This is a genomic window from Nonomuraea jabiensis (assembly GCF_014204795.1).
GTDB lineage: Bacteria > Actinomycetota > Actinomycetes > Streptosporangiales > Streptosporangiaceae > Nonomuraea > Nonomuraea jabiensis.
The window spans coordinates 6531943-6554457 of the sequence record NZ_JACHMB010000001.1 but is presented as its reverse complement, the minus strand read 5'-3'; the positions used below and the strand labels follow the sequence as shown (position 1 = coordinate 6554457).

Sequence of the window (22515 nt, the reverse complement as noted above, 5' to 3'; positions counted from 1 at the left end):
CTCAATCTTTGACGGCACCCGCGGTGACGCCGGCGGCGACGTAGCGCTGGGCGACGACGAGCAGGATCGTGGCCGGGACGGAGGCGATCACGGCGGTGGCCATGATGGCGTTCCACTCCTGGTTGTTGTTGCCGATGTAGTGGTAGATACCGAGGGTGATGGGCTGGTGGTCGCCGCCCTGGTCGAGGGTGGAGGCGAAGATGAAGTCCGACCACGCCCACAGGAAGGCGAACAGCGACACCGTGATGAGCGAGTTGCGGCTGACGGGCAGCACGATCGAGACGAACGTACGCACCACGCCGGCGCCGTCGGTGCGGGCGGCCTGCAGCAGCTCCTCGGGGATGCCGGACATGAACGTGGTCAGGATGAGCACCGCGAACGGCACGGCGAGGGTGGAGTCGGCCACGATCAGCCCGGGGACGGTGTTGAGGAGACCGGTGTTGAGGAAGATGGCGTAGAACCCCATCGCCATGATGATCCCGGGGATCATCTGCGCCACCAGCAGCACGAAAGTCAGCACCCCGCCACCGCGCGGCCGCAGCTTGGCCAGCGAGTACGCCGCCGGCGCCGCGATCAGCAGGGTCAGCGCCACGGTGCCGAGCCCCACCACCAGGCTCACCCCGAGATAGGGCAGTTGCTGGTCCAGCACCACCCGGTAACCGTCCAGGGTGCCGTTCACCGGGAAGAAGTCGGGCGGGCTCTTGCGCATGTCGGTGTCCCGGGTGAACGACACGTTGATCATCCAGTAGACCGGGAACAGCATGACGGCGGTCAGCACCAGGCCGATCGCGCTCTTCAGAGCCCTCACGTCACCACCCGCCTGCGGATGTAGACGAGCCCGAAGACCAGCGCCATCACGATCAGGAGGTTGCCGACGGCGGCGCCGGGCCCGAAGGAGGGCACCAGGTTGCCGAACCCGAGCCGGTAGGACCAGGTCGCGAACGTGGTCGAGGCCCCGCTCGGACCGCCCTTGGTCATGATCCAGATGATGTCGAACACCTTCAGCGTGTAGACCAGGCCGAGCAGCAACGTGATCGCCGACACCGGCCGCAGCAGCGGGAACGTCACCTTCCAGAACCGCTGCCACCCGCCCGCCCCGTCCAGCGCGGCGGCCTCGTGGATGGCCGGCGAGATCGCCTGCAGCCCGGAGTAGAGGACGACGAGGTTGAACGGGATGCCGATCCAGATGTTGGCGATGATGACGGACCACAGCGACCAGTCCGGCGAGGTCAGCCAGTTGACCGGCCCGATCCCGAACCAGGCCAGGACGGCGTTGACCACGCCGGAGTCACTGTTGAGCATCCACGACCACGTCGAGCCGGACACGATCAGGGGCAGCAGCCACGGCACCAGGAACAGCCCCCGGAGAGTGGCGGACAGCCGGAAGTTCTTCAGGAAGAACAGCGCCAGCGCGAGCCCGATGACGAACTGGAAGGCCAGCGAGACCAGCGTGAACACCACCGTGTGCCACAGCGCGGGCCCGAAGGTCGCGTCCGCGAAGACCTTGGCGTAGTTGGCGAACCCGGCGAACGGGGCGTCTCCCTGCACGAACGAGCGCACCGTGTAATGCCGCAGGCTCAGCTCGACGTTGCGGAACAGCGGATAGGCGTAGAACACCAGCAGGTAGAGCACGATCGGGGCGAGGAACGCCCACGCCGCCCACTGCCCGGATCGGGCCCGGCCCGCCCGGCTCAGTGCCGGGGCGGGCCGCACCGCTGTTCGGGTGATGTCGCTCATGCCGCTACTGGGCCGCGGCGGACTGTGCCGTGGCCATGGCTTCCTGCGGAGACTTGGACCCGCTCAGCGCCGCCTGCACCGCGCCCCACATCGGCTCCGAGATCTTCGGATACTTGGTGCCCAGGTCGTCGCTCGTGCGGCCCTTGGCCGCCTTGACCGCGTCCACCCACACCTTCAGCGCGGGGTCGGCCGCCACCTGCTTGGCCTGCACCGCCTCGGTGGGCGCGATGTAGGACAGGGTGGTGGTCGTGGTGAGCGAGTTGTCGGTGCTGGTCAGGCAGGTGACGAGCTTCTGCGAGGTGGCGTAGCGGCCGGTGTCGGACTGGACCGGGATGCTGACGAACTCGCCGCCGGTAGGAGCGGGCGCGGTGCCGCCGGCCTTGCCGGGGACCGGGATGATGCCGTAGTCGAAGCCGGTCTTCTTGGCGTTGGCGAGCTGCCAGGTGCCGTTCTCGGCGAAGGCGAAGTCGCCGGTGGCGAACTCCTGCCAGCTCGTCGTCTGGGTGTTGTTGATGACCGAGTTGGGGGCGTACCCCTTCTTCAGCCAGTCGCTCCACAGCGCCACGGCCGAGACGCCCTCGGGCGAGTCGAGCTTGGTGAGAGCGGCGCCGGAGCCCCAGAACCAGGGCAGGAACTGGAAGCTGCCCTCCTCGGTGCCGATCGCCGAGAAGGTGATGCCCTTCTTCCCGGCCGCCTTCACCTTCTCCAGCGCCGCCGTCAGCGAGGGCCAGTCCTTCACCGAGGCGATGTCCACCCCGGCCTTCTTCAGGACGTCCTTGTTGTAGTAGAGGGCGAGGGTGTTGGCGCCGATCGGGACGCCGTACGTCTTGCCGCCGCTCTGGCCGGCGGCCAGCAGGTTCGGCGCGATCGCGGAGACGTCGAGCCTGTTGTCCTCGGTGGTCGTCAGGACCCCGGCCTCGGCCAGCGTCGAGACCACCGGGTTGTCCACGATCAGCACGTCCGGCGCGTTGCCCTGCTGGGCCGCCAGCAGCGCCTTGTTGGTCAGGTCGCTGGTGTCGTAGCCGGTGCGCTCGACCTTGACCCCGGCGTCGGTGCCGCACTTGTCCAGCAGCTTCACCCACTCCGAGCTCTTGTCGTACTGCGGGTACGGGTCCCAGATCGTGTACGTCCCGCCTCCGGTGGCCTGGCCGGCGCTCGCCGGGCCGCCGCCGTCGCCGCTTCCGGACGATGACGAGCAGGCGGCCAGCCCGCCCACGGCGGCCAGGACCGCCAGACTCGCGCCGGCCGCACGCCGGCTCCTTGCCGCTGATCTCATTGAGCTGACCTCCGCTGACAGGCGTGGCGAGGTTGTTCAGGAACGACGTCGAATCGATTCGGCGAATCGGTTCGACCGAAGATAGGCCCGCTCCGCCGTAGGCGTCAATGGGCGGAGAGGGCGGGACGCGGTGCCGCGTCCTGAACCGGTTCGACCTACGATGGTCGCCGACCGGCGGAATCGGACGAGGAGCACGCGTGAACATCGGAGAGATCGCCAGGCGGGCGGGCGTGTCGCGCAGCACGGTCTCGTACGCGCTCACCGGCAAGCGCCCGGTGTCGGAGGAGACCAAGCGCCGCATCCAGGCGGTCATCGACGAGCTGGGCTACCGGCCCAACGCCTCGGCCAGGGCGCTGAAGGAGGGCCGCACCCGCACGATCGGCCTGGTCATCCCGCCGGCCAGCCAGCGCCTGACCGACATGCAGCTCGGCTTCGTGGCCAGCGTGGTCGACGCCGCCGCCCGCGCCGACCTGGACGTCCTGCTGTCGCCCTCCGGCGGCGAGCACGACCGCTCCTTCGAACGCGTCGTCACCGGCCGGCGCGTGGACGGCGTCATCCTCATGGAGATCCGGCTGGAGGACGACCGGGTTGCCCGGCTGCAGCAGCTCGGCCTGCCGTTCGTCGGCATCGGCCGCACCCGGCACCCGGAGGACATGTCCTGGGTGGACGTCGACTACGAGACGCTGATCGCCAAGTGCGTCCACCACCTGGCCGACCTCGGCCACCGGCAGCTGGCGCTGGTCAACCGCAGCGCCGAGCTGGTCGCGGCCGGTTACGGCCCCGGCCACCGGGCGCAGTCCGGCTTCGACCGCGCCATCGCCGAGCGCGGCCTGCGCGGCGTGCGGGTCTGCTGCGCCGACGACGCCCAGGCCGGGCAGAGCTGCCTGGAGCAGCTCCTCACCGAGCACCCGGGGTTGACCGCCATCGCCACCATCAACGAGGCGGCGGTGTCCGGCATGTACCGGGGGCTGGCCGAGGCGGGCCTGAGCGTGCCCGGCGACTTCTCCATCGCCGGGGTCGCGGCCCGGCACTGGGCGGAGAACCTGCACCCGCCGCTCACCGCCGCCGACGTGCCGGCCGACGAGCTGGGCGCGCGCGCCGTCGAGCTGCTCATCCAGCGCGTCGCCGACCCCGGCACCCCGCAGCACCACCTGCTGGTGGCCCCGCCCATCTCGCTGCGCGGCAGCACCGGGCCCGCCCGGCCGCGCGACTGATCACGGTGCCGGGAGGAGTCCCTCAGGCCGTCAGCAGGGGAAGCGCCTCGAAGACGTGGTCCTGCCACAGGAGGCGCGAGGTCTCCTCGGGGTAGGCCGCGACCGACGGCGCCGTGTCGAAGATCCGGGTCAGGCGCCGCCCGGCGTCGTAGGCGGGCCAGCCCGGGTCGCCCGAGGTCGCGAAGGACGTCCAGGCCGTGCGGATCTGGGCCGTCAGCTCGCGGGCCTCGGCGGTGTGCTCGGGGCCGATGGCCGCCGGGCCCAGGTGGGCGTCGTAGGTGCCGAACAGCAGCGGGCCGTCCAGGCCGTGGCAGGCGCGCATCACTCCGCCGTTGCCCGGAGACTGCCAGGCCAGCTCGTACAGGTGGGCCCGGCCGCCCCCGGCCGCCTGCGCCTCGGCCAGGCGCAGCGTCGGCATGCGGAACAGCCAGTCGGTCTGCACGAGCTCGTAGAGCTCCTCGGCGGACGCGCCGGGGAAGGCCGCGCGGTAGGCCCGCTCGCCGTCCTCGCCGGGGCCGAAGCGGCGCAGCGTCTCGGCCGCCTGCTCCTCGGTGATCTTGCCGAGCTGCCCGGAGAAGAGCAGGAACGTACGGAACTCGTCGCGGGTGTGGCCGATGATCAGCTCCACGTCCCGGCCCGCGCCGCCCGCCAGCGCCTGCCAGGGCGCGGCCGGCAGCACCTCGCCGTCCACGACGGGCGAGAAGAGGGTGAGCGTGTGCGCGAACGAGCCCCAGCGGTCCTCGTACTGCCGCATCTTCGACTCCAGGGCGTGCCCGATCGCCGGCAGCTCCCGCGGAGCCACGCCCGACAGGTCCCCGGCGGTCGGGCGCAGGCCCGCCTCGGCGGCGATCGCCCTCGCGACGTCCCTGGCCAGGGCGTCGGAGAGGTACGTGCCCGGCAGGCTCTGCCCGACGGCGCGCCGGAACAGGCCCGCCGCGCTCGGCATGACCATCAGCGCGGCGATGGACCCGGCGCCGGCCGAGTCACCGAGGACGGTCACCTGGCCGGGGTCGCCGCCGAACGCCGCGATGTTCTCCCGCACCCACTCCAGGGCGGCGACCTGGTCGAGCAGGGCCCGGTTGGCGGGCGCGCCGTCGAGGTGGGCGAAGCCCTCGACGCCGAGGCGGTAGTTCAGCGACACGAAGACCACGTCGCCGTCGCGGGCGACATGCCGGGCGTCGTAGCCGGGGCTGCCGGAGAAGCCGTGCTTGTAGGCGCCGCCGTGGATCCACACCATCACCGGGCGGCGGGCGGCCGGGTCGGGGTCGGGCGTCCAGACGTTGACCGTCAGCCAGTCGTCGCCCGTGCCCTTGAAGAGGTCGCCGCCGTCGCGGCCGGCCATGCTCGCCTCCTGCGGGGCCGGCGGGCCGAAGGCGAACGCCTCCCGCACACCGTCCCAGCCGCGCACGCGCCGCGGCGCCTGGAAGCGGGCCTCGCCGATCGGGGGCTCGGCGTACGGGATGCCACGGAAGACGGCCAGGCCGTCTTCCGTGCGGCCGCGCACCACGCCGGCGGCGGTACGGACCTTGGGCTCCTCTACTGCGGACATGGCGGCTCCTTTGTCTAAATCGACCAATTTAACGCCTGGTCTCGGAGCGCGGCACCACAGCCCTCCCCGTCGGCGGTGCTCCTGCCCGTCCGCTGACAAGCGCCGTCAGGCGAACTCGTACGTCCAGCCGGTGGCGAGGGTGGAGGAGACCCGGACCTCGCCGCCGGAGCGGGTGACGGTGAACCGGGCGGGCTCGCCGGAGGCGTGATCGGTGACGGTGAGGGTGCTCTCGCCGTCCGGTCCCGGGTAGACGCGCAGGGTCAGGCCGTCGAGATAGTCGTAGTCCGGCCGGTCGTCCCTGGCCCCGATGGGCAGGACCGCGCCTTCGCGCACGTAGATCGGCATCGAGGTGAAGCCGTGCCGCTCGGTGCGCCAGCGCCCGCCCTCGACGCGCTCCCCCGTCAGGTAGTTCGTCCACGTGCCGTCGGGCAGGTAGAGCTCCACCGTCCCGTCGGGGGTGAAGACGGGCGCGACGAGCAGGTCCGGGCCGAGCATGTACTGGGTGTCGAGGTGGGCGGCGTTGCGGTCGCCGGGGAACTCCATCGCCATGGGCCGCATGACGGGTGTCCCGCTCTCGTGCGCCTGGACGCCCGCCTGGAACAGGTACGGCATCAGGCGCAGCTTGAGCTTCGTGAACAGCCGGGTCACCGTCACGGCCTCCTCGTCGAAGGCCCACGGCACGCGGTAGGAGGTGGAGCCGTGCAGCCGCGAGTGGGAGGACATGAGCCCGAAGGCGACCCAGCGCTTGAAGACGCCGGGGTCGGGGGTGCCCTCGAAGCCGCCGATGTCGTGGCTCCAGAAGGAGAAGCCGGAGAACGCGAGCGACAGGCCGCCGCGCAGGGTCTCCGCCATGGAGCCGTACGTCGATCCCGAGTCGCCGCCCCAGTGGACCGGCAGCCGCTGGCCGCCCGCCGTCGCCGACCGCGCGAACAGCACCGCCTCGCCCCGGCCGCGCCGCTCCTCCAGCACCTCGAACACCGCCGTGTTGTAGAGGTGCGTGTAGAGGTTGTGCATGCGTTCGGGCGCGGAGCCGTCGAAGTAGGCGACGTCGAGCGGGATGCGCTCCCCGAAATCGGTCTTGAACGCGTCGACCCCCTGGTCCTGCAGCGCGCGCAGCTTCGACTGGAACCAGCGCGTCGCGTCGGGGTTGGTGAAGTCGACGAGCCCCATGCCGGCCTGCCACAGGTCCCACTGCCAGACGGACCCGTCCGGGCGCTTCAGCAGGAAGCCCTGCCCGGCGGCCTCGGCGAACAGCGGCGAGCGCTGGGCGATGTAGGGGTTGATCCACACGCAGACGCGCAGGTCCTTGGCGCACAGGCGGGCCAGCATGCCCTCGGGGTCGGGGAAGACCCGCGGGTCCCACTGGAAGTCGCACCAGTTGAACTCGCGCATCCAGAAGCAGTCGAAGTGGAAGACCGACAGCGGCAGGTCGCGCTCGGCCATGCCGTCGATGAACGAGGTCACCGTCTGCTCGTCGTAGTCGGTGGTGAACGAGGTCGACAGCCACAGGCCGTAGGACCAGGCGGGCAGGCGCGCGGGGCGGCCGGTGAGCGCGGTGTAGCGTTCCAGGATCTGCTTGGGGGTGGGCCCGTAGATCACGAAGTACTCGAGGCTCTCCCCCGCCACCGAGAACTGCACGCGTTGCACCGTCTCCGACCCGATCTCGTACGAGACGTGCCCCGGGTGGTTCACGAAGACGCCGTATCCACGGTTGGTGAGGTAGAACGGCACGTTCTTGTAGGCCTGCTCCGAGGAGGTCCCGCCGTCGGCGTTCCAGATCTCCACCGTCTGGCCGTTCTTGACCAGCGGCCCGAAGCGCTCCCCCAGCCCGTAGACGACCTCGCCCACGTCCAGCGCGAGCTGCTGGGCGAGGTGGACGGAGGCGCGGATGCCGCCGACCGGCGCCGGATCGACCTGCGCGTCGTCGGCGAGCCGGAAGTAGCCGATGGACTTGGGGCCGCTGGAGGTCAGCGGGCGCCCGTCCGCGTGGAACGACAGGTTCCAGGGGGCTCCGGGCGCCATGGTCGCGCTCAGCGCGCCACTGGTGAGGGTCGTGGATCCGTCCGTTTTGACGATGCCGTGGCCGTCCTCCGCGCCGACGAGGTCGAAGCCGCGGCCGTCGCTCGCGTGGTGGTCGATGCGGACGCGGATGACGTTCGCCAGCGGTGACGACAGCCGCAGCGAGAGGACCGGCCGGTTGAGGGTGTCGCCGCGGCGGTGGATGACGGTGGTGGGCGCGGTCACGGTGAACGCGCCCTCCTCGGTGGCGATGTCGTACGCCTCGGCCGCGTACAGCGCGGTGACGCCGGGGCGCAGCTGCCAGAGCCCGTCGGTGAACTTCATCGGTGGGTCATCCCTTCAGTCCGCCGGCCAGCAGGTCGGCGCGCCAGAACCGCTGCAGTACCAGAACGAGGGCGATCAGCGGGATGACGGAGACGGCCGAGCCCATGATGACCAGCGAGTACAGGTCCCCATCGCCCGCGCCCTTGCCCAGGAACGTGTACAGGCCCAGGGTGATCGGATATTTGTCCTGGTCGGAGAGCATGATGAAGGGCAGCAGGAAGTTGTTCCAGATGCCGACGAACTGCAGCAGGAACACCGTGACCAGCCCCTGCACCATCATGGGCAGCACGATGGTGCCGAAGATCCGGGTCTCCCCGGCGCCGTCCAGGCGCGCCGCCTCCAGCGTGCTCTCCGGCACCGAGGCGGCGGCGAAGACCCGGCACAGGAAGATGCCGAACGGGTTGATGATGACCGGCAGCAGCACCGACCAGTGGGTCCCGGCCAGGCCGACGGCGGACATCAGCAGATACTGCGGGACGGCCAGCACGATGCCGGGCACGAGCACGCCGGCGAGGATCACGGAGAACAGGACCTCGCGCCCGCGGAAGCGGAACTTGGCCAGGGCGTAGCCGGCCATGGCCGACACCAGCGTCGACAGGATCGCGCCGACGCCGGCGTAGAGCAGCGAGTTGAGCCCCCACTTCCAGAACTGGCCGTCGCCGTAGGAGCTGAGGTTGGCCAGGTTCTCGAGGAGGCCGGTGCCGGGGGCGAAGGAGAAGGTGGTGAACAGCTCGCGCGACGTCTTGGAGGCGGCGATGACCACCCAGGCCACCGGGGTCAGGCAGTACAGCGCGCCGAGCAGCAGCACGATCAGCGGGAGGCGCGGCCGCCGCGCCGCGGCCGGACGGCGCCGGCCTTGGTGGTGGCGGCGGAACTGGCGGTCGCCGGTGCGGGTTACGGCGGTCATGCGTTGCCTCCGAAGGTCCGGCGCTGGAAGAACCGCAGCAGCAGCAGCGAGATGACCAGGATGCCCACGGCCAGCACCACGGAGGCGGCCGCGGCCCCGCCGAGGTTGTCGTTCGTGAACGCCTCCTGGTAGATCTTCATCAGCGGCACCCAGGTGAAGCTGATCGTGGTCGTCATCGGCCGCAGCGTGGCCGGTTCGCTGTAGAGCTGCAGGGTGCCGATCACGGAGAACAGGCCGGTGAGCACGAGCGCGGGGGCGACCAGCGGGATCTTGATGCGCCAGGCGATCTGCCACTCGCTCGCCCCGTCGATGCGGGCCGCCTCGTAGACGGACGTGGGGATGGCGCGCAGCGACGTGAAGATGATGATCATGTTGAAGCCGACGCCGGACCACAGCGCGATGTTGGCCAGCGAGAAGTACAGGGCGGGGAAGCCGAAGAAGTCCAGCGGCCCGGCATTCAGCTGCCTGGCGAGGTAGGTGATGGGGCTGGTGCTGGGCAGGTACAGGAAGCCCCACAGGAGGCTGGCGATCACGCCGGGCACCGCGTACGGCAGGAAGATCGCGGTACGGGTGAAGCCGCGCGCCCGCACCCTGGGGGTGTCGAGCAGCAGCGCGAACAGCAGGGCCAGGCCCAGCACGCTGGGGATGGCGATGACGCCGTAGAGCAGGACGCGGCCGAGCCCGGCGACGTACTCGGGGTCGGAGAGCGCGGCGGCGTAGTTGTCGAACCCGATGAAGGCTTCCACCCGCCGCCCGAACGCGCCGCCGCCTTCGATGCGGAAGCCGCGGAAGCTCAGGTAGACGGCGTAGCCGATCGGGACGATCAGGAACAGGGTGAACAAGACGATCGCGGGCGTGGCGAACATCCACGGGGTGGCGACGGCGCGGATGCGCAGGCGTCGCCCGGCGGGGCTGGCGGGCATGGGACGTCCAGAGAGGGGTCGAGCCGAGGGCCCGGTCGGGCCCTCGGCGTCTTACTTGGTGACGGTGTAGCCGGACTTCTGCAGGTCGGCGACGACGGCCTGCTGCGTGGCCTGGTACACCGCGCGGAAGGAGGTCTTGTCGAGCGCGGCCTTGTTGAGCGCGTCGCCGAAGGCGCTCTGGGCGATGTTCACGTTGGGTCCCCAGGTCACCGGGATGGTGGTGTTCTTGATCACCTGGTCGGTGACCTGGTAGAAGTCCTTCTGCTGCGGCATCAGCTTAGGCGGCTCGTGGGTCAGCGTCGCCTGGCGCCCGGCGTTCCCGCCGGGGTAGATGTCGAGCGTGAGCTGCAGCTTGGAGCCCTCGTCGGAGGCGCCGAGCCAGGCTGCGAAGGCCGCGGCCTCCTTGGCGTGCTTCGACTTGGCCGGCACCAGGTAGGCGGATCCGCCCAGGAACGGGACGGCGGGGTTGCCGGGCGTCCACTGCGGCAGCGGCGCGGTCTCCCACTTGCCGGCGGTGTCGGGCGCCACCGAGTAGATGACGCTGGGCGCCCAGGCCGCGGCGGCCCAGCTCAGGATCTTGCCCTTGTTGACCTGGGCGTTCCATTCCGGCGTGAGCAGCGGCTCGACCTTCACCAGGTCCCGCTTGACGAGGTCCTCCCAGAAGTCGGCGGTCTTCAGGGACGGCTCGCTGTCGATGCCGACCTTCCAGGCGTTGCCGTCGGTGCTCCACCACTGGGCGCCGGCCTGGGTGGCCTGGGCGGCGAAGAACTCGAGCTGGTTGGCGGCGAAGCTGGCGATGTAGGCGTCGGGGTCCTTCTTGCGGATCTGCTCTGCGGCCTTGGCGTACTCGGCCCAGGTGCTGGGGACCTTGATGCCGTACTTGTCGAACAGGTCCTTGCGGTAGGTGAGCGCCATCGGCCCGATGTCCTGGGGCACGCCGTAGACCTGGTTGTTGAAGGTGGTCAGGGCCCAGATGTTGGGGTCGATGCCCGACTTGACGGACGCCACGTCGGCGGTGATGTCCTTCACGGCTCCGGAGACCACCATGGCCGGCACGGCGCGGTACTCCAGCTGCACGACGTCGGGGGTGTCGCCGGCCTTGTCGGCGGCCAGCAGCTTGGAGGCGGTGTCGGAGGTTCCACCGACCTCCGACAGCTTGATCGTGACGTTGGGGTTCTCCTGGTGGTACTTGGCGATGATCGCCTCGGCCTCCGGGTCGCCGCCCTTCAGGTTCCAGGTCCAGACCTGCAGCGTGACCGGCCCGCTCGCGCTCGCCGCCGTGCTCGGGGAGGGGGCGTCGGCGGACGAGCAGGCGGCCAGCGACGCCGCCAGAGCGAGGGCAAGCGCCGCGGCGCCCAGCTTCCTGCGGTGTCGGCGGCGAGGCGGGGTCGGTGGGGTCATGACGGTCTCCTGGGCAAGGGGTGGTGCGCCTTGGCGGGAATGCCAGGTCGTGCGTTGGCATCTAACCTGATGTTAACGTTGTCATCCTGTCAAGCCCCCTCTTTGTGAGATCTCTCGGAGCCCCCCGTGCCTGCTTTCCGCAACCCGGTCCTGCCCGGGTGCTATCCGGACGCGTCGATCTGCCGGGTCGGCGAGGACTTCTACCTGGTCACCTCGTCCTTCACCTATTTTCCGGGACTCCCTCTCTTCCACAGCCGTGACCTGGTGCGCTGGCGCCAGCTCACCCATGTGCTGGACCGGCCCGGGCTGCTCGCGCTGGAGGGCCTGGACGTCTCCGACGGCGTGTGGGCGCCGACCATCCGCCACCACGACGGCACCTTCTACGTGGTCTCCACGCTGGCCGTGAACCGGCAGGGCAGCCTCACCTTCGTCGTGACCGCGTCCGACCCCGCCGGGCCGTGGTCGGACCCCGTGCCGCTGGAGGCCGAGGGCATCGACCCGTCGCTGTTCTTCGACGACGACGGCCGGTGCTGGCTCACCGCCTGCCGGGACGCGGTCCAGGGCGGTCCCGGCGAGTTGTGGATGCGCGAGCTCGACCTGGAGCGGCTCAAGCTCGTCGGTCCCACTCACGTGCTGTGGCAGGGCGCGGTGCGCGGGGCCTGGGTGGAGGCGCCGCACCTGTACAAACGTAACGGGGTGTACCACCTGATCGCCGCGGAGGGCGGCACCGAGAGCAACCACAGCGTCACCGCGGCCCGTTCCGGCACCGTCACCGGGCCCTACGTCACCGACCCGCGCAGCCCCCTGCTGACCCACCGGCACCGCGGCCCGGGCGAGCCCATTCACAACGTCGGCCACGCCGACCTGGTGGACACCCCCGTCGGCGAGTGGTGGGCGGTGACGCTCGGCGTGCGGCCGATCGCGGGCACCCACACGCTGGGCAGGGAGGTGTTCCTGGTGCCCGTGACCTGGACCGCCCACGGGCCCGTCTTCGCGCCCGAAACGGGAGCCGTGCGGCTGTCGGAGCGGCTCCCGTCGATCGCCTCCGCCCAGCCGGACGTCGCCACCACCGTCCCGCCCGACCGACCGCACTCCGGATCTGACGGCGACACCGCCGTGCCGGGCGGGCGGCCGCACTCCGGACCGGACGGTGACACCGCCGCGCCGACCGGGCGGGCGGACTTCGGCGGGCTGGAGTGGAACAGCCTGCGCGGGCCCGTCGGCGACCGCGTCAGGCCCACGGCCGACGGGTCCGGGCTCGACCTCGACCTCGCCCCCGACCCCCTCAGCTCCACGGGCGTGCCCGCCTTCCTCGGCCGGCGCCAGCAGCACGTCCGCTTCGGCGCGCGGACCCGGATCAGCTTCGCCGCCGCGCGCCCGTCGGAGGAGGCCGGCCTGGCCGTCTTCCAGCACCAGGACCACCACGCCACGCTCGCCCTCACCGTGGACGGCGACGGGCAGGCGCAGGCCGTGCTGACGGTCCGGGAGGCGGGCACGAGCACCCGCCGGGCCTCGGTCCCGGTCTCGACCGGCGAGGTGCTGCTGGCGGTCGACGGAGACGAAGCCGGCTACACCTTCCGCGTCAAGGACCTCACCGCGGCGCAGTGGATCAGCCTGGCCACGATCGAACGGTCGTTCTTCAGCACCGAGCGCGCGGGCGGGTTCGTCGGGGTCTACCTGGGCCTGTACGCCACCGGCAACGGCCACGCGAGCGACGGACGGGCGCGGGTCCACTGGTTCGAGTACCAGCCCGAACCCGGGACGGCCGGCTAACGGGGCGGCCTGGGCGGCGCCGTGCTGCGCCGGACCACGAGCTCGGGAGCGATCCGCTCGCACGAGGCCGGCTCGCCCTGCATCATGCGCAGCACCTGCTCGATGCAGCGCGCGCCGAGAGCGACGAAGTCCTGGCGGACCGTGGTCAGCGCGGGCACCTGATAGGCCGCTCCCGCGATGTCGTCGAAGCCGACGAGCGAGACGTCGCCGGGCACCTTCACGCCGAGCTCGGCGAAGGCCGCCAGCACCCCCATGGCCATCTGGTCGTTGCCGGCGAAGATCGCCGTCGGCGGCTCGCCGGCGCGGCGGGTGACGAGGTAGTGGGCCAGCCGGTAGCCGCTGTTGCCGGTGAAGTCGCCCTCGAAGAACTCGCCGCCGGCCTCCGGCGCCTCTGCCAGCGCGGCCCGCCAGCCCTCGACGCGGGCCCGGGCGTCGAAGGTGCGCAGCGCGCCGGTCAGGTGGACGATGTGGCGGTGCCCCAGCTCCACCAGGTGCCGTACGGCGAGCCGCGCGCCCAGCTCCTGATCGAGCTCGACGAAGCCGACGTCCGGGTTGGGCACGTTGCCGGACATGACCACCGTCATCGGCACGCCGGTCACGATGTCGGCCAGGGCGTCCATCACCATGGGCCGGTCGGCGATGACCGCGACGGCCTCGACCGCCTGGTCGGTGAGCCGCTGCAGGGTCTCGGCCAGGTCTCTGGTGGTGCCGCCCTGCCAGCTGGCCAGATTGACCCAGTAGCCGGCCCGCTGTGCGGCCGTCTGCACGCCCCGCAGGATGCGCGGCAGCTCGTACAGCTCGGCCCCGGCGAGCACCACCCCGATCGTCGAGGAACGGCGGCTCTTGAGCGCGCGGGCGACGCTGTTGCGGCGGTAGCCGAGCTTCTCGATGGCGGCCTCGACGCGAGCCCGGGTCTCCGGGCGGACGGAGGGGTGGTCGTTGAGGACGCGGGAGACGGTGACGTGCGACACACCCGCCTCGCGCGCCACATCCACCATGCCTGGTGCCCGATTCATCCGGTCCCTCCGAGGAGACCCCCACCTTCAGGCGGGGAAGGAATCGGACTCCTGCGGATCACGGCAGGAGCAGGCGATTCGCCGCCGGACGGACCGCCGTCTACGACAATCGAGCGGTAATTAACTGATCTTTTTGCAGAATGTCTGTGCGCCTGGTCTACAACAAGGCTCTGGAGGAGCGGACCCGTGCCTACGCTCTGGAAGGCAGGCGGGTCTCCTATGTGGAGTCCTCCGCCGCGCTGACGGCGTGGAAGAAGACCCCCGAGCTGGCGTTCCTGGGCGAGGTGTCGTCGGTGCCGCTGCAGCAGGCGCTGCGCCACCTGCAGGCGGCGTTCGCGAACTTCTTCCAACGCAGGGCCAAGTACCCGACGTTCAAGAGCAGGAAGAAGGCACGCGCGTCGGCGGAGTACACCCGCTCGGCGTTCCGCTGGCGTCAGGGCCGGCTGTTCTTGGCGAAGATGGACGCGCCGTTGGACATCGTGTGGTCGCGTCCGCTGCCCGAGGGGGCCGAGCCGTCCACGGTCACCGTCTCCCGGGATGCGGCGGGGCGGTGGTTCGTGTCCATCCTCCTCGAGGAGAAGATTGCGCCGTTGCCGCCGGTCGAGTCGTCGGTGGGCGTGGACGCGGGCGTCACGGCGCTGGTTACGCTGTCGACCGGTGAGAAGATCGTCAACCCGCGTCACGAGCGTGCCGACCGGCGCAGGCTGGCCCGCGCGCAGCGATCGCTCGCCCGTACGGGGAAGGGATCGAGCAACCGGGCCAAGGCCCGGCTGCGCGTGGGCAAGGTGTATGCGCGGATCGCCGACCGGCGGCGTGACTTCCTGCACAAGCTTTCGACTCGGCTCGTCCGTGAGAACCAAACGGTCGTGATCGAGGATCTCACCGTCCGCAACATGGTCAAGAACCGCTCGCTGGCCCGCGCCATCTCGGATGCGGCCTGGCGGGACCTGCGGATGATGCTGGAGTACGAGGCCGCCTGGTACGGGCGCACGCTGGTGGTAGTGGACCGCTGGTTCCCCTCCTCCAAGCTGTGCTCGGCCTGCGGGGCCCTGCAAGAGACGATGCCGCTGAACGTCCGGGAATGGACCTGCGGCTGCGGCGCGGTCCACGACCAGGACGTCAACGCCGCGCGCAACGTGCTCGCCGCCGGGCTGGCGGAGAGCTGAAACGCCTGTGGAGCTGGTGTAAGACCTCAACGAGAGTCCTCTCGGGCGGGCGACCGGTAGTGAAGCAGGAAGGCCAACCGGCGACGGTTGGAATCCCCTCGGTTACGAGGGGGAGGAGGTCAAGTCCTTCGCTTCCCGGCCGCCACCATGCCGCCCTGTCTGCCGGTGCCGATTCGATGGTGCCACATCCGCCGGGCGCTCCCGCCCAAAGAGGTCATGGCATCGCAATCGTCCGTGAAGTCTTTCGCGCCGTGGCGGTAACTACAGGCGACCGTGCCCACCGAGGAAGGCCAAGCCGTACCTGGACAAGGAGGTGAAGGCGGCGCTGTCCGACCTGGAGCGCGGTAAGGCCCTCTACCCGGCGTACGCGCCCCGCCTGCTGGCCGTCGGCACCACCCCGTCATCGGCCACCGCGCCGGCGGCCGGCCCCGCGGACCGCGCCGTCACCCTGATCACCGGCGACCGGGTCGTGGTCGCCGGACGGAACTACGGCGTAACGGCCAGGACGGTGACGTTCACCGCGCAGATGAGCGGGGGCCGCCTGCTCGACGTCACCCGGCTCCTGCGGTGGCAGTACGGCGACGCCGCCACGGACGAGATCCCCTGATCCTCCTGGCGCCGCGACGGCAGGAGCAGGCGGCCGGCCTGGCGGGTGAGGTCGCTCATCTCGTGATGCCGCGTTTCCGCCGGTCCGACGGGGAACAGGTCGGGCATGGAGGTGCTGAGCAATCGAGTGCTGCTGCGTCCGAAGGATCTCCCGCGGAGCCTCGGCTTCTACCGCGAGACGCTCGGCCTGGCCGTCTACCGCGAGTTCGGCCCCGCCGACCACCCGGGCGTGGTCTTCTTCCTCGGCCAGGGGTTCCTGGAGGTCTCCGGGCACTCCGACGACGGGGCCGGCTCAGGGCTGTCGCTGTGGCTGCAGGTACGCGACGTGGCGCGGGAGGAGAAACGGCTCCGGGAGGCGGGGGTCACGGTGGCGCGGGAGGCGCGGCTGGAGCCGTGGGGCCTCATCGAGCTGTGGATCGAGGACCCCGACGGGCACCGCATCGTGCTGGTCGAGGTCCCGTCCGATCATCCGCTGCGCCGTGACCCCCGCTGACGGGGCCGGGTGACGGTCAGGCCATCGCGCGCTCGATGGCCTCGATGATCCGCGGCCGCAGCTCGGCGGCGCTGATGATGGCGTCCACCGAGCCGACCTCGACCGCGCGCTGGATGCTGTGCACCCGGTCGAACTCCGCGGCGACCTCGCCGAGCTTCTCCGCCCGGACGGCGGCCTGCACCTCGGCGAGCTGGGCGTTGAGCGCCGCCCGCTCGGCGCCGCTGGCCGCCGAGACCCGGGTCTGCAGCTCGGTCACCCGCGGGTCGGTCGCGGTGCGGTTGTTCACCTCGCCGGAGAACACCACGGCGGCGGCCGGGGCGCCGCCGAGCACCGAGGCGAACGAGCCTTCCAGCGCCAGCACGGTCATGTTCGGGTTGAGCGCCTTGGAGAACACCACGAACGCGCCGCCGTGGTAGCGGGAGATCACGCAGAACACGATCGGCCCGTCGAAGTTGACGATCGCCCGGCCGATCTCCGCGCCGTACTCCAGCTGGAGCTTGCGCATCGACTCCGGCGAGCCGTCGAACCCGGACAGGTTGGCCAGCACCACCAGCGGCCGGTTGCCGGACGCGGAGTTGATCGCCCGCGCGGTCTTCTTCGACGACCGCGGGAACAGCGTGCCCGCGGTGTAGGTGTCGGGGCCGTCGGTGGGCGGGAAGCCGCGCCGCGGCACCGAGCGCGACTCGATGCCGATCAGGCAGACCGGCCAGCCGCCGATGTGCACGTCCTGCACCGCGGAGGTCTCCGCGTCGGCCATGCCCGCCCAGCGCTCCAGCACCGGGTGGTCCTGGTCGGACACGGCGCGCATCACCGTGCGGATGTCGAACGGCTTCTTGCGGTCGGGGTTGTGCTCGGCGGAGAAGATCTGCCCGACGGTGGCGAAGTCGCTGCCCTCGATGGCGTGCGGGAACTCGGTGATGTCGCGGTCGGCCGGGTCGATGGTGTGCGCCCGCCGCGGCGCCGCCTCGCCGGGCACGACGTAGGTGTGGTCGTAGTGCGCCATGAGCACGTCGCGGGCGGCCGGCAGGTTGGGCGCCCAGTATTGCGCCTGGCCGTTCGGCCCCATGACGCGGTCGTAGCCGCCGATGCCGAAGTTGTCCTCGGCCGACACGCCGCCGGAGAAGTCGAGCGACTGCTTGCCGGTGAGCACCATCGCCGAGTCCGGCGTCATCACCAGGATGCCCTTGGTGTGCATGAGCATCGTCGCCTCGGCGTTCCAGTACGGCTGGGCGCCGACGGTGATCCCGGCGACCACGATGTTGATCTCGCCGCCGTCCTGGGTGAAGGTGACGATCCGCTTGAGCGCGGCCGCGACCCAGTCCATGTTCTCGGTGCCCGAGGTCATGGAGATTCGCGCGCCGGCCGACAATGCGTACCACTCCAGCGGGACCCGCATCCGCTCGGCGAGGTCGAGGGCGGCGATCACCCGCGAGCACTCGGGCTCGGACAGGGCGCCCAGCGCCTTCGTCGGGTCGCCGAGCAGGACGACGCGGGTGACGCCTTCGGGGTGCCGCTCGGTCGGCGTCGTGACGACGCCTGCCACGATCGCCGCGGAGTTCTTCCCCTTGGGCCGGTCGACCGGCACGAGCGCGCCGCCGGCGTCGAGGTCGTGCTCGACGAAGCGGCCCTCGGGCCCGGCGAGCAGGCCGGTCAGCTCGTACGGGTAGACGTTTCCGCGCCGGGCCGCGCGCAGCACCTTCTGGCGGTAGTCGTCCAGCGGCTGGACCGGCTCCGTCGAGGGCTTGCCGACGTGCAGGCTCGCGCCGTGGCCCGGGTCGAGGGTGATCCGCACGGCGACCTCGGCCAGCTCGCCGGCGGCGTTGCGCTGGCGGGCCACGAACTGGACCTCCTCCAGCCCCGCGCCCGCCGTGGTCGGCAGGATGCGCTGGACCAGCATGTTGAGCTCGTCGGTGGACAGCTCGGTCGACGGCCAGACGTACATCATGATCCGGTTGGTGTCGAAGCGCTTGTTCTGGGGGCGCTGCGCCTGGATGTTGCGGATCGCGTCGAGGCCCGCGGTGAGCGCGTCCTCCACGGCGGGCAGCGCGATCAGCCTGCCGTCGGCCTCGCGCAGCGGCGTCAGGTCGCGGACCTGGCCCATCGCGATGAGCCGCTCGTCGTCCGGGTTGCTCCGCGCCACGGCCTTGAACAGGTAGATCTCCTCATCGGCCGACGGCAGCCGGGTGAGGTCGAACTCGCGCAGCCGCTGCAGCTGCAGGCGCTCGGCGATCTGCGGGTGCAGGCCGCGGATCAGCCGGTCCTCGGCGAAGCCGGGCCCGTCGGGGCGGAAGGTGAAGTGGTGGTGCATCACGGCGCCGCTGGTGCCGACGACGGTGGTGGTGACCCGGTTGACGCCCGCGGGCCGCGAGTGCTCGGCGAGGAGCTGCCCGATCCGCGCCGCCATGGCGTCGGCGTCCGGCTGGTCCTCCCAGGTGACGTAGAGGTCGGCGACGAGCCCCCCGTCGGTCGGGTCCTCGGTGGCGAACGTGCCGACGGCGCCGATGGCGGCGGGTAGGGCGGCGATGTCGACCGCGGTGGTGACCACGCGGGTCACGGCGTCCGCGCCGGTGTGCTCGGCGGTGACGAACGGGCAGCCCGCGACCTCGCGCGCGGTGACCTCGGACAGCCCGCGGTTGCCGTAGTAGCGGCGGGTCAGCACCTCCAGCAGCGGCGCGTGGTCCAGCCCGGGCCGGCCGATCCGCCGGCCGATCAGCCGGACCAGCGGCTCGGAGCTGGCCACCATGGCCTGGATCCGCTCGGCGCGGTCCGGCGCGTCGGGGTCGGCGTCCAGGTAGCGCAGGTCGTCGCGTACGGCGGCGTAGACCTTGGCGCGGTTGCGGCGCAGCAGCGGCTGGGCGAACCAGCGGAACACCACGCCGCGGGCCAGGTCGGACACCGTGGGGAAGCGCACCTGCGTGGCCTCGATCAGGTGCTCCAGGCCGAGCCCGGCGCGCTCGCTGAGCGACTCGAACGGCGGCGCGCCGGCCAGCCAGTGGCGCAGCAGCTCCGACACGATCGCGACGCCGGTGCTCATCTGCTGCTGGGCCAGGAAGATCCGGAAGACCGCGGCCTCCAGCTCCGGCGTGCGGTCGAGGTCGTGCACGCCGTAGTGGGCGAGGACCCTGGTGAGCTTGGCCTGGAAGCTCTGGGTGACGCCGGCGCGCTCGACGTCGAGGCTCTGCAGGTAGCTGTGGAAGAACTCGCGCGGGCTGTGCACGGGGTTGCCCGGCTCGACGTCGAGCGCGCCGCCCGGCTTGTTGCGGCTCAGCTCGGCCAGGTCGGCGAACACGGTGAGCAGGTCGAGCTCGCCCTCGATCGGCTGCCTGCCCAGCTCGGCGCGGGCGTCCAGGTAGGCCGTCAGCACCCGCTTGCGGTCGTCGCGGTCGCCGTCGAAGCCGAGCAGCAGGCCGCGCAGGTCCTGCAGGCCGCGCTCGACCCGGTCGGCCGCGGACCCGTCGGACGGCGCGGCGGGCAGGTCGATCTCGACGGTGCCCGCGGCCTCCTCTTCGGGGCCTTCGTCGGCGAGGGGCTCCAGGCGCATCAGCGGCGCGCCGGTCTCGACCTGGCTGCCCACCGACACCGGGCACTCGCGGACGCGGGCGCGGAACGGCGCGCGCAGCACCGTCTCCATCTTCATGCTCTCCAGCACCAGGATCGGCGCGCCCGGCTCGACCTCGTCGCCGACCGACAGCGGCGTCGCGACCACCAGCGCCGGGGCGGGCGAGCGGACGACGCCGCCCTCGTCGCGGCTGATCCGGTGCGTCACGCCGTCGACCTCGACCAGGTGGATCGGCCCGTGCGTGGCCGACACCACCCGGAAGCGGCGGCCGTTGACCACGATCTGGCCGCTGTGCTCGTCGAACCGCTCCACCTCGACGTCCGCCGGGTGCATGTCGCCGCCGCCGGAGATCCCGACGCGGAAGCGCCGGTGCCCGACCCGGGCCACGCTCACCCGGTAGCCGACGCCGCGGAGCTTGAGGTCCAGCGGGCGGCCCGAGTCGTGCTGGACCTGCGGGCGGCCGCCGTGCGCGGTGGACAGCAGCCGCCGGCGGCTGACCTCCTCCTCGTCCTGGTAGGCCTCGATGGCGGCGGCGGCCAGGGCGATCGCGGAGTGCCGGTGGCTGATCAGGCGGCCCTTGGCGCGCATGCGGTCGATCCAGCCGGTGTCGGCGCTCGCGTCGATCACCTCGGGCTGGTCGAGCAGGTCGAGCACGAAGCTCTTGTTGGTGGCGCCGCCCTCGATGATCACCGTGGTGTCGGCCATCGCGCGGCGCAGCCGGCCCAGCGCCTGCTCGCGGTCGCGGCCGTAGGCGATGATCTTCGCGATCATCGAGTCGAAGTCGGCCGGGATGGTGTCGCCCTCGCTGACGCCGGTGTCGACGCGGATGCCGGGCCCGGTGGGCAGCACCAGGCGGGCGATGCGGCCCGGGGCGGGCGCGAAGTCGCGGTCGGGGTCCTCGGCGTTGAGCCGGGCCTCGACGGCGTGGCCGGACTCGCCCGGCTGGGGGCCTTCGAGCCTGCCGCCGCCGGCCACATGCAGCTGCAGCCGGACCAGGTCGGTGCCGGTGGTGATCTCGGTGATCGGGTGCTCGACCTGCAGCCGGGTGTTGACCTCGAGGAAGGCGAACAGCTTCTCGCCGGGGTGGTAGAGGAACTCGACGGTGCAGGCGCCGCAGTAGCCGACCGCCACGGCCAGCCGCTCGGCCGACGCCTTCAGCTCGGCCGTCTGCTCGACGCCCAGCACGGGCGAGGCGGACTCCTCGATGATCTTCTGGTTGCGCCGCTGCACCGAGCAGTCGCGCACGCCCAGCGCCCACGCGGTGCCCTGCCCGTCGGCGATGACCTGGACCTCGACGTGGCGGGCGCCGGTGACCAGCCGCTCCAGGAAGACCACGCCGGAGCCGAACGCGCGCAGCGCCTCCTGGCTGGTGCGCTCGTAGGCGTCGGCCAGGTCCTCCTTCGAGGCGACCATGCGGATGCCGCGCCCGCCGCCGCCCGCGGTCGCCTTGAGCATCAGCGGGTAGCCGATCTCGTCGCCGGCGCGCAGCGCGTCCTCCAGGGTGGCGACCTCGCCGCGGCTCCACGGCGCGACGGGGACGCCGACCTTCTCGGCGATGAGCTTGGCGCCGATCTTGTCGCCGAGCTTGCGCATCGCCTCGGCGCTCGGCCCGATGAAGGTGACGCCGATCTTCTCGCACAACTCGGCGAAGGCCGGGTCCTCGGCGACGAACCCCCAGCCGACCCACGCGGCGTCGGCGCCGCTTTCCACCAGCGCCCGCTCCAGGACGGCGTGGTCGAGGTACGGGCGCGCGGAGGCGGGGCCGAGCGGGTAGGCGAGGTCCGCTTCGCGGACGAAGGTCGCGGTGCGGTCGGCGTCGGTATAGAGCGCCACCGTCTCGATCCGCGCCCCGGTCTCCGCGCACAGGTCCCGGACGGCGTGGATGAGCCGCATCGCTGCCTCTCCACGGTTGACGATGGCGACACGACTGAACACCGGCTGAGCCTCCCCTTACTCACGCACAAAGGCGACGCCCGGGTCCCGGAGCGCCGCCTGCACCTTTCTACACCCTGCTCGATCGCCGCCCGGTACACCAATGGCCCGCATCGCTCATGGCGAAGCTGCTGCGTTGTGGAAACCCCACAAAAGGTGCCCCGCGCCCTCCCGCCCCGCCGCCGGCCGCCGGCGCGCCTCACAAGCTTTCGGGACCGGGCGGTGACGCGCCTCGCCGGATCAACGGGAATTTCGTTCCGGCAATTATCGGGGCGGTCGCCACAGAAGCACCACAGGATCGCCATAAAGCGGTCGCAAAAACCTCACAGAACTATTTAAAAGGCCATTCTTTATCCAGGTGACCTGCGGAAACAACTCTCATCGAGAGCATTCAGGCGTTTATGACAGGCCTGGACGGCGCAGCTCCGTACGCGATTCAAGCACCGTACAGAACATCCGTCCAGGCCCTTGCCGGGCACTTACTGTCCAGGTGATCAAATCACTCGCGAGGAGGCCTGGTCGCGCCGATTAACGTCCACGGTCGCCGTCTCGGCGGCGCGGCTCCCTCTGTTGCTCGTCGTCATCATGGCCTTGGCGGCCGCGGGCGTACCGGCTCGCGC

Annotated in this window: 14 protein-coding genes and 1 pseudogene; 5 read left to right on the top strand and 10 right to left on the bottom strand. The window is 71.3% G+C overall.

What is annotated here, in order from left to right:
* Position 1 precedes the first annotated feature (1 nt).
* The 3 genes from HD596_RS29905 to HD596_RS29895 are packed head-to-tail and all read right to left on the bottom strand — an operon-like array spanning position 2 to position 3013.
* Positions 2 to 808, bottom strand: coding sequence for a carbohydrate ABC transporter permease (locus HD596_RS29905; protein WP_313045070.1), 807 nt, complete (start codon positions 806 to 808; stop codon positions 2 to 4).
* On the bottom strand, positions 805 to 1737 hold the full coding sequence (locus tag HD596_RS29900) for a carbohydrate ABC transporter permease (RefSeq protein ID WP_185072616.1): 933 nt from the start codon (positions 1735 to 1737) through the stop codon (positions 805 to 807). Before HD596_RS29900 ends, HD596_RS29905 begins: the two co-directional genes overlap by 4 nt.
* 4 nt (positions 1738 to 1741) lie before the next feature.
* Positions 1742 to 3013 (bottom strand): sugar ABC transporter substrate-binding protein, encoded by a 1272-nt coding sequence (locus tag HD596_RS29895; RefSeq protein ID WP_185072615.1) that lies wholly within the window; start codon positions 3011 to 3013, stop codon positions 1742 to 1744.
* Between the two features lie 197 nt (positions 3014 to 3210).
* Here HD596_RS29895 and HD596_RS29890 point away from each other — a divergent pair, with 197 nt between their 5' ends.
* Positions 3211 to 4227, top strand: coding sequence for a LacI family DNA-binding transcriptional regulator (locus HD596_RS29890; protein ID WP_185072614.1), 1017 nt, complete (start codon positions 3211 to 3213; stop codon positions 4225 to 4227).
* 22 nt (positions 4228 to 4249) lie between these two features.
* On the opposite strand, the gene HD596_RS29885 is transcribed toward HD596_RS29890, so the two are convergent.
* The 5 genes from HD596_RS29885 to HD596_RS29865 all read right to left on the bottom strand — a co-directional run bounded on the left by HD596_RS29885 (position 4250) and on the right by HD596_RS29865 (position 11350).
* Positions 4250 to 5776 (bottom strand): carboxylesterase/lipase family protein, encoded by a 1527-nt coding sequence (locus tag HD596_RS29885; RefSeq protein ID WP_185072613.1) that lies wholly within the window; start codon positions 5774 to 5776, stop codon positions 4250 to 4252.
* A 105-nt stretch (positions 5777 to 5881) separates the two neighbouring features.
* The gene (yicI, locus tag HD596_RS29880) at positions 5882 to 8119 is read right to left on the bottom strand and encodes an alpha-xylosidase (RefSeq protein WP_185072612.1); all 2238 of its coding nucleotides are present in this window, start codon (positions 8117 to 8119) and stop codon (positions 5882 to 5884) included.
* 7 nt (positions 8120 to 8126) lie between these two features.
* Positions 8127 to 9026 carry a carbohydrate ABC transporter permease gene (locus HD596_RS29875; RefSeq protein WP_185072611.1) on the bottom strand — a complete coding sequence of 300 codons (900 nt, stop codon included), beginning with the start codon at positions 9024 to 9026 and terminating at the stop codon, positions 8127 to 8129.
* A complete protein-coding gene (locus HD596_RS29870; RefSeq protein ID WP_185072610.1) occupies positions 9023 to 9949 on the bottom strand; it encodes a carbohydrate ABC transporter permease in 927 nt (308 codons plus the stop codon). Before HD596_RS29870 ends, HD596_RS29875 begins: the two co-directional genes overlap by 4 nt.
* A gap of 51 nt (positions 9950 to 10000) precedes the next feature.
* Entirely contained in the window at positions 10001 to 11350 is a 1350-nt protein-coding gene (locus HD596_RS29865; RefSeq protein WP_185072609.1) for an ABC transporter substrate-binding protein, read from the bottom strand.
* Between the two features lie 126 nt (positions 11351 to 11476).
* On the opposite strand from HD596_RS29865, the gene HD596_RS64960 reads away from it, so the two are divergent.
* A complete protein-coding gene (locus HD596_RS64960) occupies positions 11477 to 13123 on the top strand; it encodes a glycoside hydrolase family 43 protein (RefSeq protein WP_185072608.1) in 1647 nt (548 codons plus the stop codon).
* Here HD596_RS64960 and HD596_RS29855 read toward each other — a convergent pair.
* Positions 13120 to 14139, bottom strand: coding sequence for a LacI family DNA-binding transcriptional regulator (locus HD596_RS29855; protein ID WP_185072607.1), 1020 nt, complete (start codon positions 14137 to 14139; stop codon positions 13120 to 13122). The two genes, HD596_RS64960 and HD596_RS29855, sit on opposite strands and share 4 nt — an antisense overlap.
* A 146-nt stretch (positions 14140 to 14285) precedes the next feature.
* Between HD596_RS29855 and HD596_RS29850 the strand changes: the two are divergent.
* The 3 genes and pseudogenes from HD596_RS29850 to HD596_RS29840 form a co-directional block, all read left to right on the top strand.
* Positions 14286 to 15391 (top strand): annotated as a pseudogene (locus HD596_RS29850) (RNA-guided endonuclease InsQ/TnpB family protein); the annotation flags it as partial.
* Positions 15392 to 15618: 227 nt separating this feature from the next.
* The gene (locus HD596_RS29845) at positions 15619 to 15912 is read left to right on the top strand and encodes a hypothetical protein (protein WP_185072606.1); all 294 of its coding nucleotides are present in this window, start codon (positions 15619 to 15621) and stop codon (positions 15910 to 15912) included.
* Positions 15913 to 16017: 105 nt separating this feature from the next.
* The gene (locus HD596_RS29840; RefSeq protein ID WP_185072605.1) at positions 16018 to 16404 is read left to right on the top strand and encodes a VOC family protein; all 387 of its coding nucleotides are present in this window, start codon (positions 16018 to 16020) and stop codon (positions 16402 to 16404) included.
* A 16-nt stretch (positions 16405 to 16420) separates the two neighbouring features.
* Here the strand turns inward: HD596_RS29840 and HD596_RS29835 are convergent, their stop codons facing one another.
* A complete protein-coding gene (locus HD596_RS29835; protein WP_185072604.1) occupies positions 16421 to 21898 on the bottom strand; it encodes an ATP-binding protein in 5478 nt (1825 codons plus the stop codon).
* Positions 21899 to 22515 lie beyond the last annotated feature (617 nt).

Bases quoted from the DNA above. Each gene is read 5' to 3' on its own strand.
- HD596_RS29895 (WP_185072615.1), bottom strand. From the start codon at position 3,013: ATGAGATCAGCGGCAAGGAGCCGGCGTGCGGCCGGCGCGAGTCTGGCG.
- yicI (WP_185072612.1), bottom strand. From the start codon at position 8,119: ATGAAGTTCACCGACGGGCTCTGGCAGCTGCGCCCCGGCGTCACCGCG.
- HD596_RS29885 (WP_185072613.1), bottom strand. From the start codon at position 5,776: ATGTCCGCAGTAGAGGAGCCCAAGGTCCGTACCGCCGCCGGCGTGGTG.
- HD596_RS29865 (WP_185072609.1), bottom strand. From the start codon at position 11,350: ATGACCCCACCGACCCCGCCTCGCCGCCGACACCGCAGGAAGCTGGGC.
- HD596_RS29870 (WP_185072610.1), bottom strand. From the start codon at position 9,949: ATGCCCGCCAGCCCCGCCGGGCGACGCCTGCGCATCCGCGCCGTCGCC.
- HD596_RS29900 (WP_185072616.1), bottom strand. From the start codon at position 1,737: ATGAGCGACATCACCCGAACAGCGGTGCGGCCCGCCCCGGCACTGAGC.
- HD596_RS29840 (WP_185072605.1), top strand. From the start codon at position 16,018: ATGGAGGTGCTGAGCAATCGAGTGCTGCTGCGTCCGAAGGATCTCCCG.
- HD596_RS29855 (WP_185072607.1), bottom strand. From the start codon at position 14,139: ATGAATCGGGCACCAGGCATGGTGGATGTGGCGCGCGAGGCGGGTGTG.
- HD596_RS29875 (WP_185072611.1), bottom strand. From the start codon at position 9,026: ATGACCGCCGTAACCCGCACCGGCGACCGCCAGTTCCGCCGCCACCAC.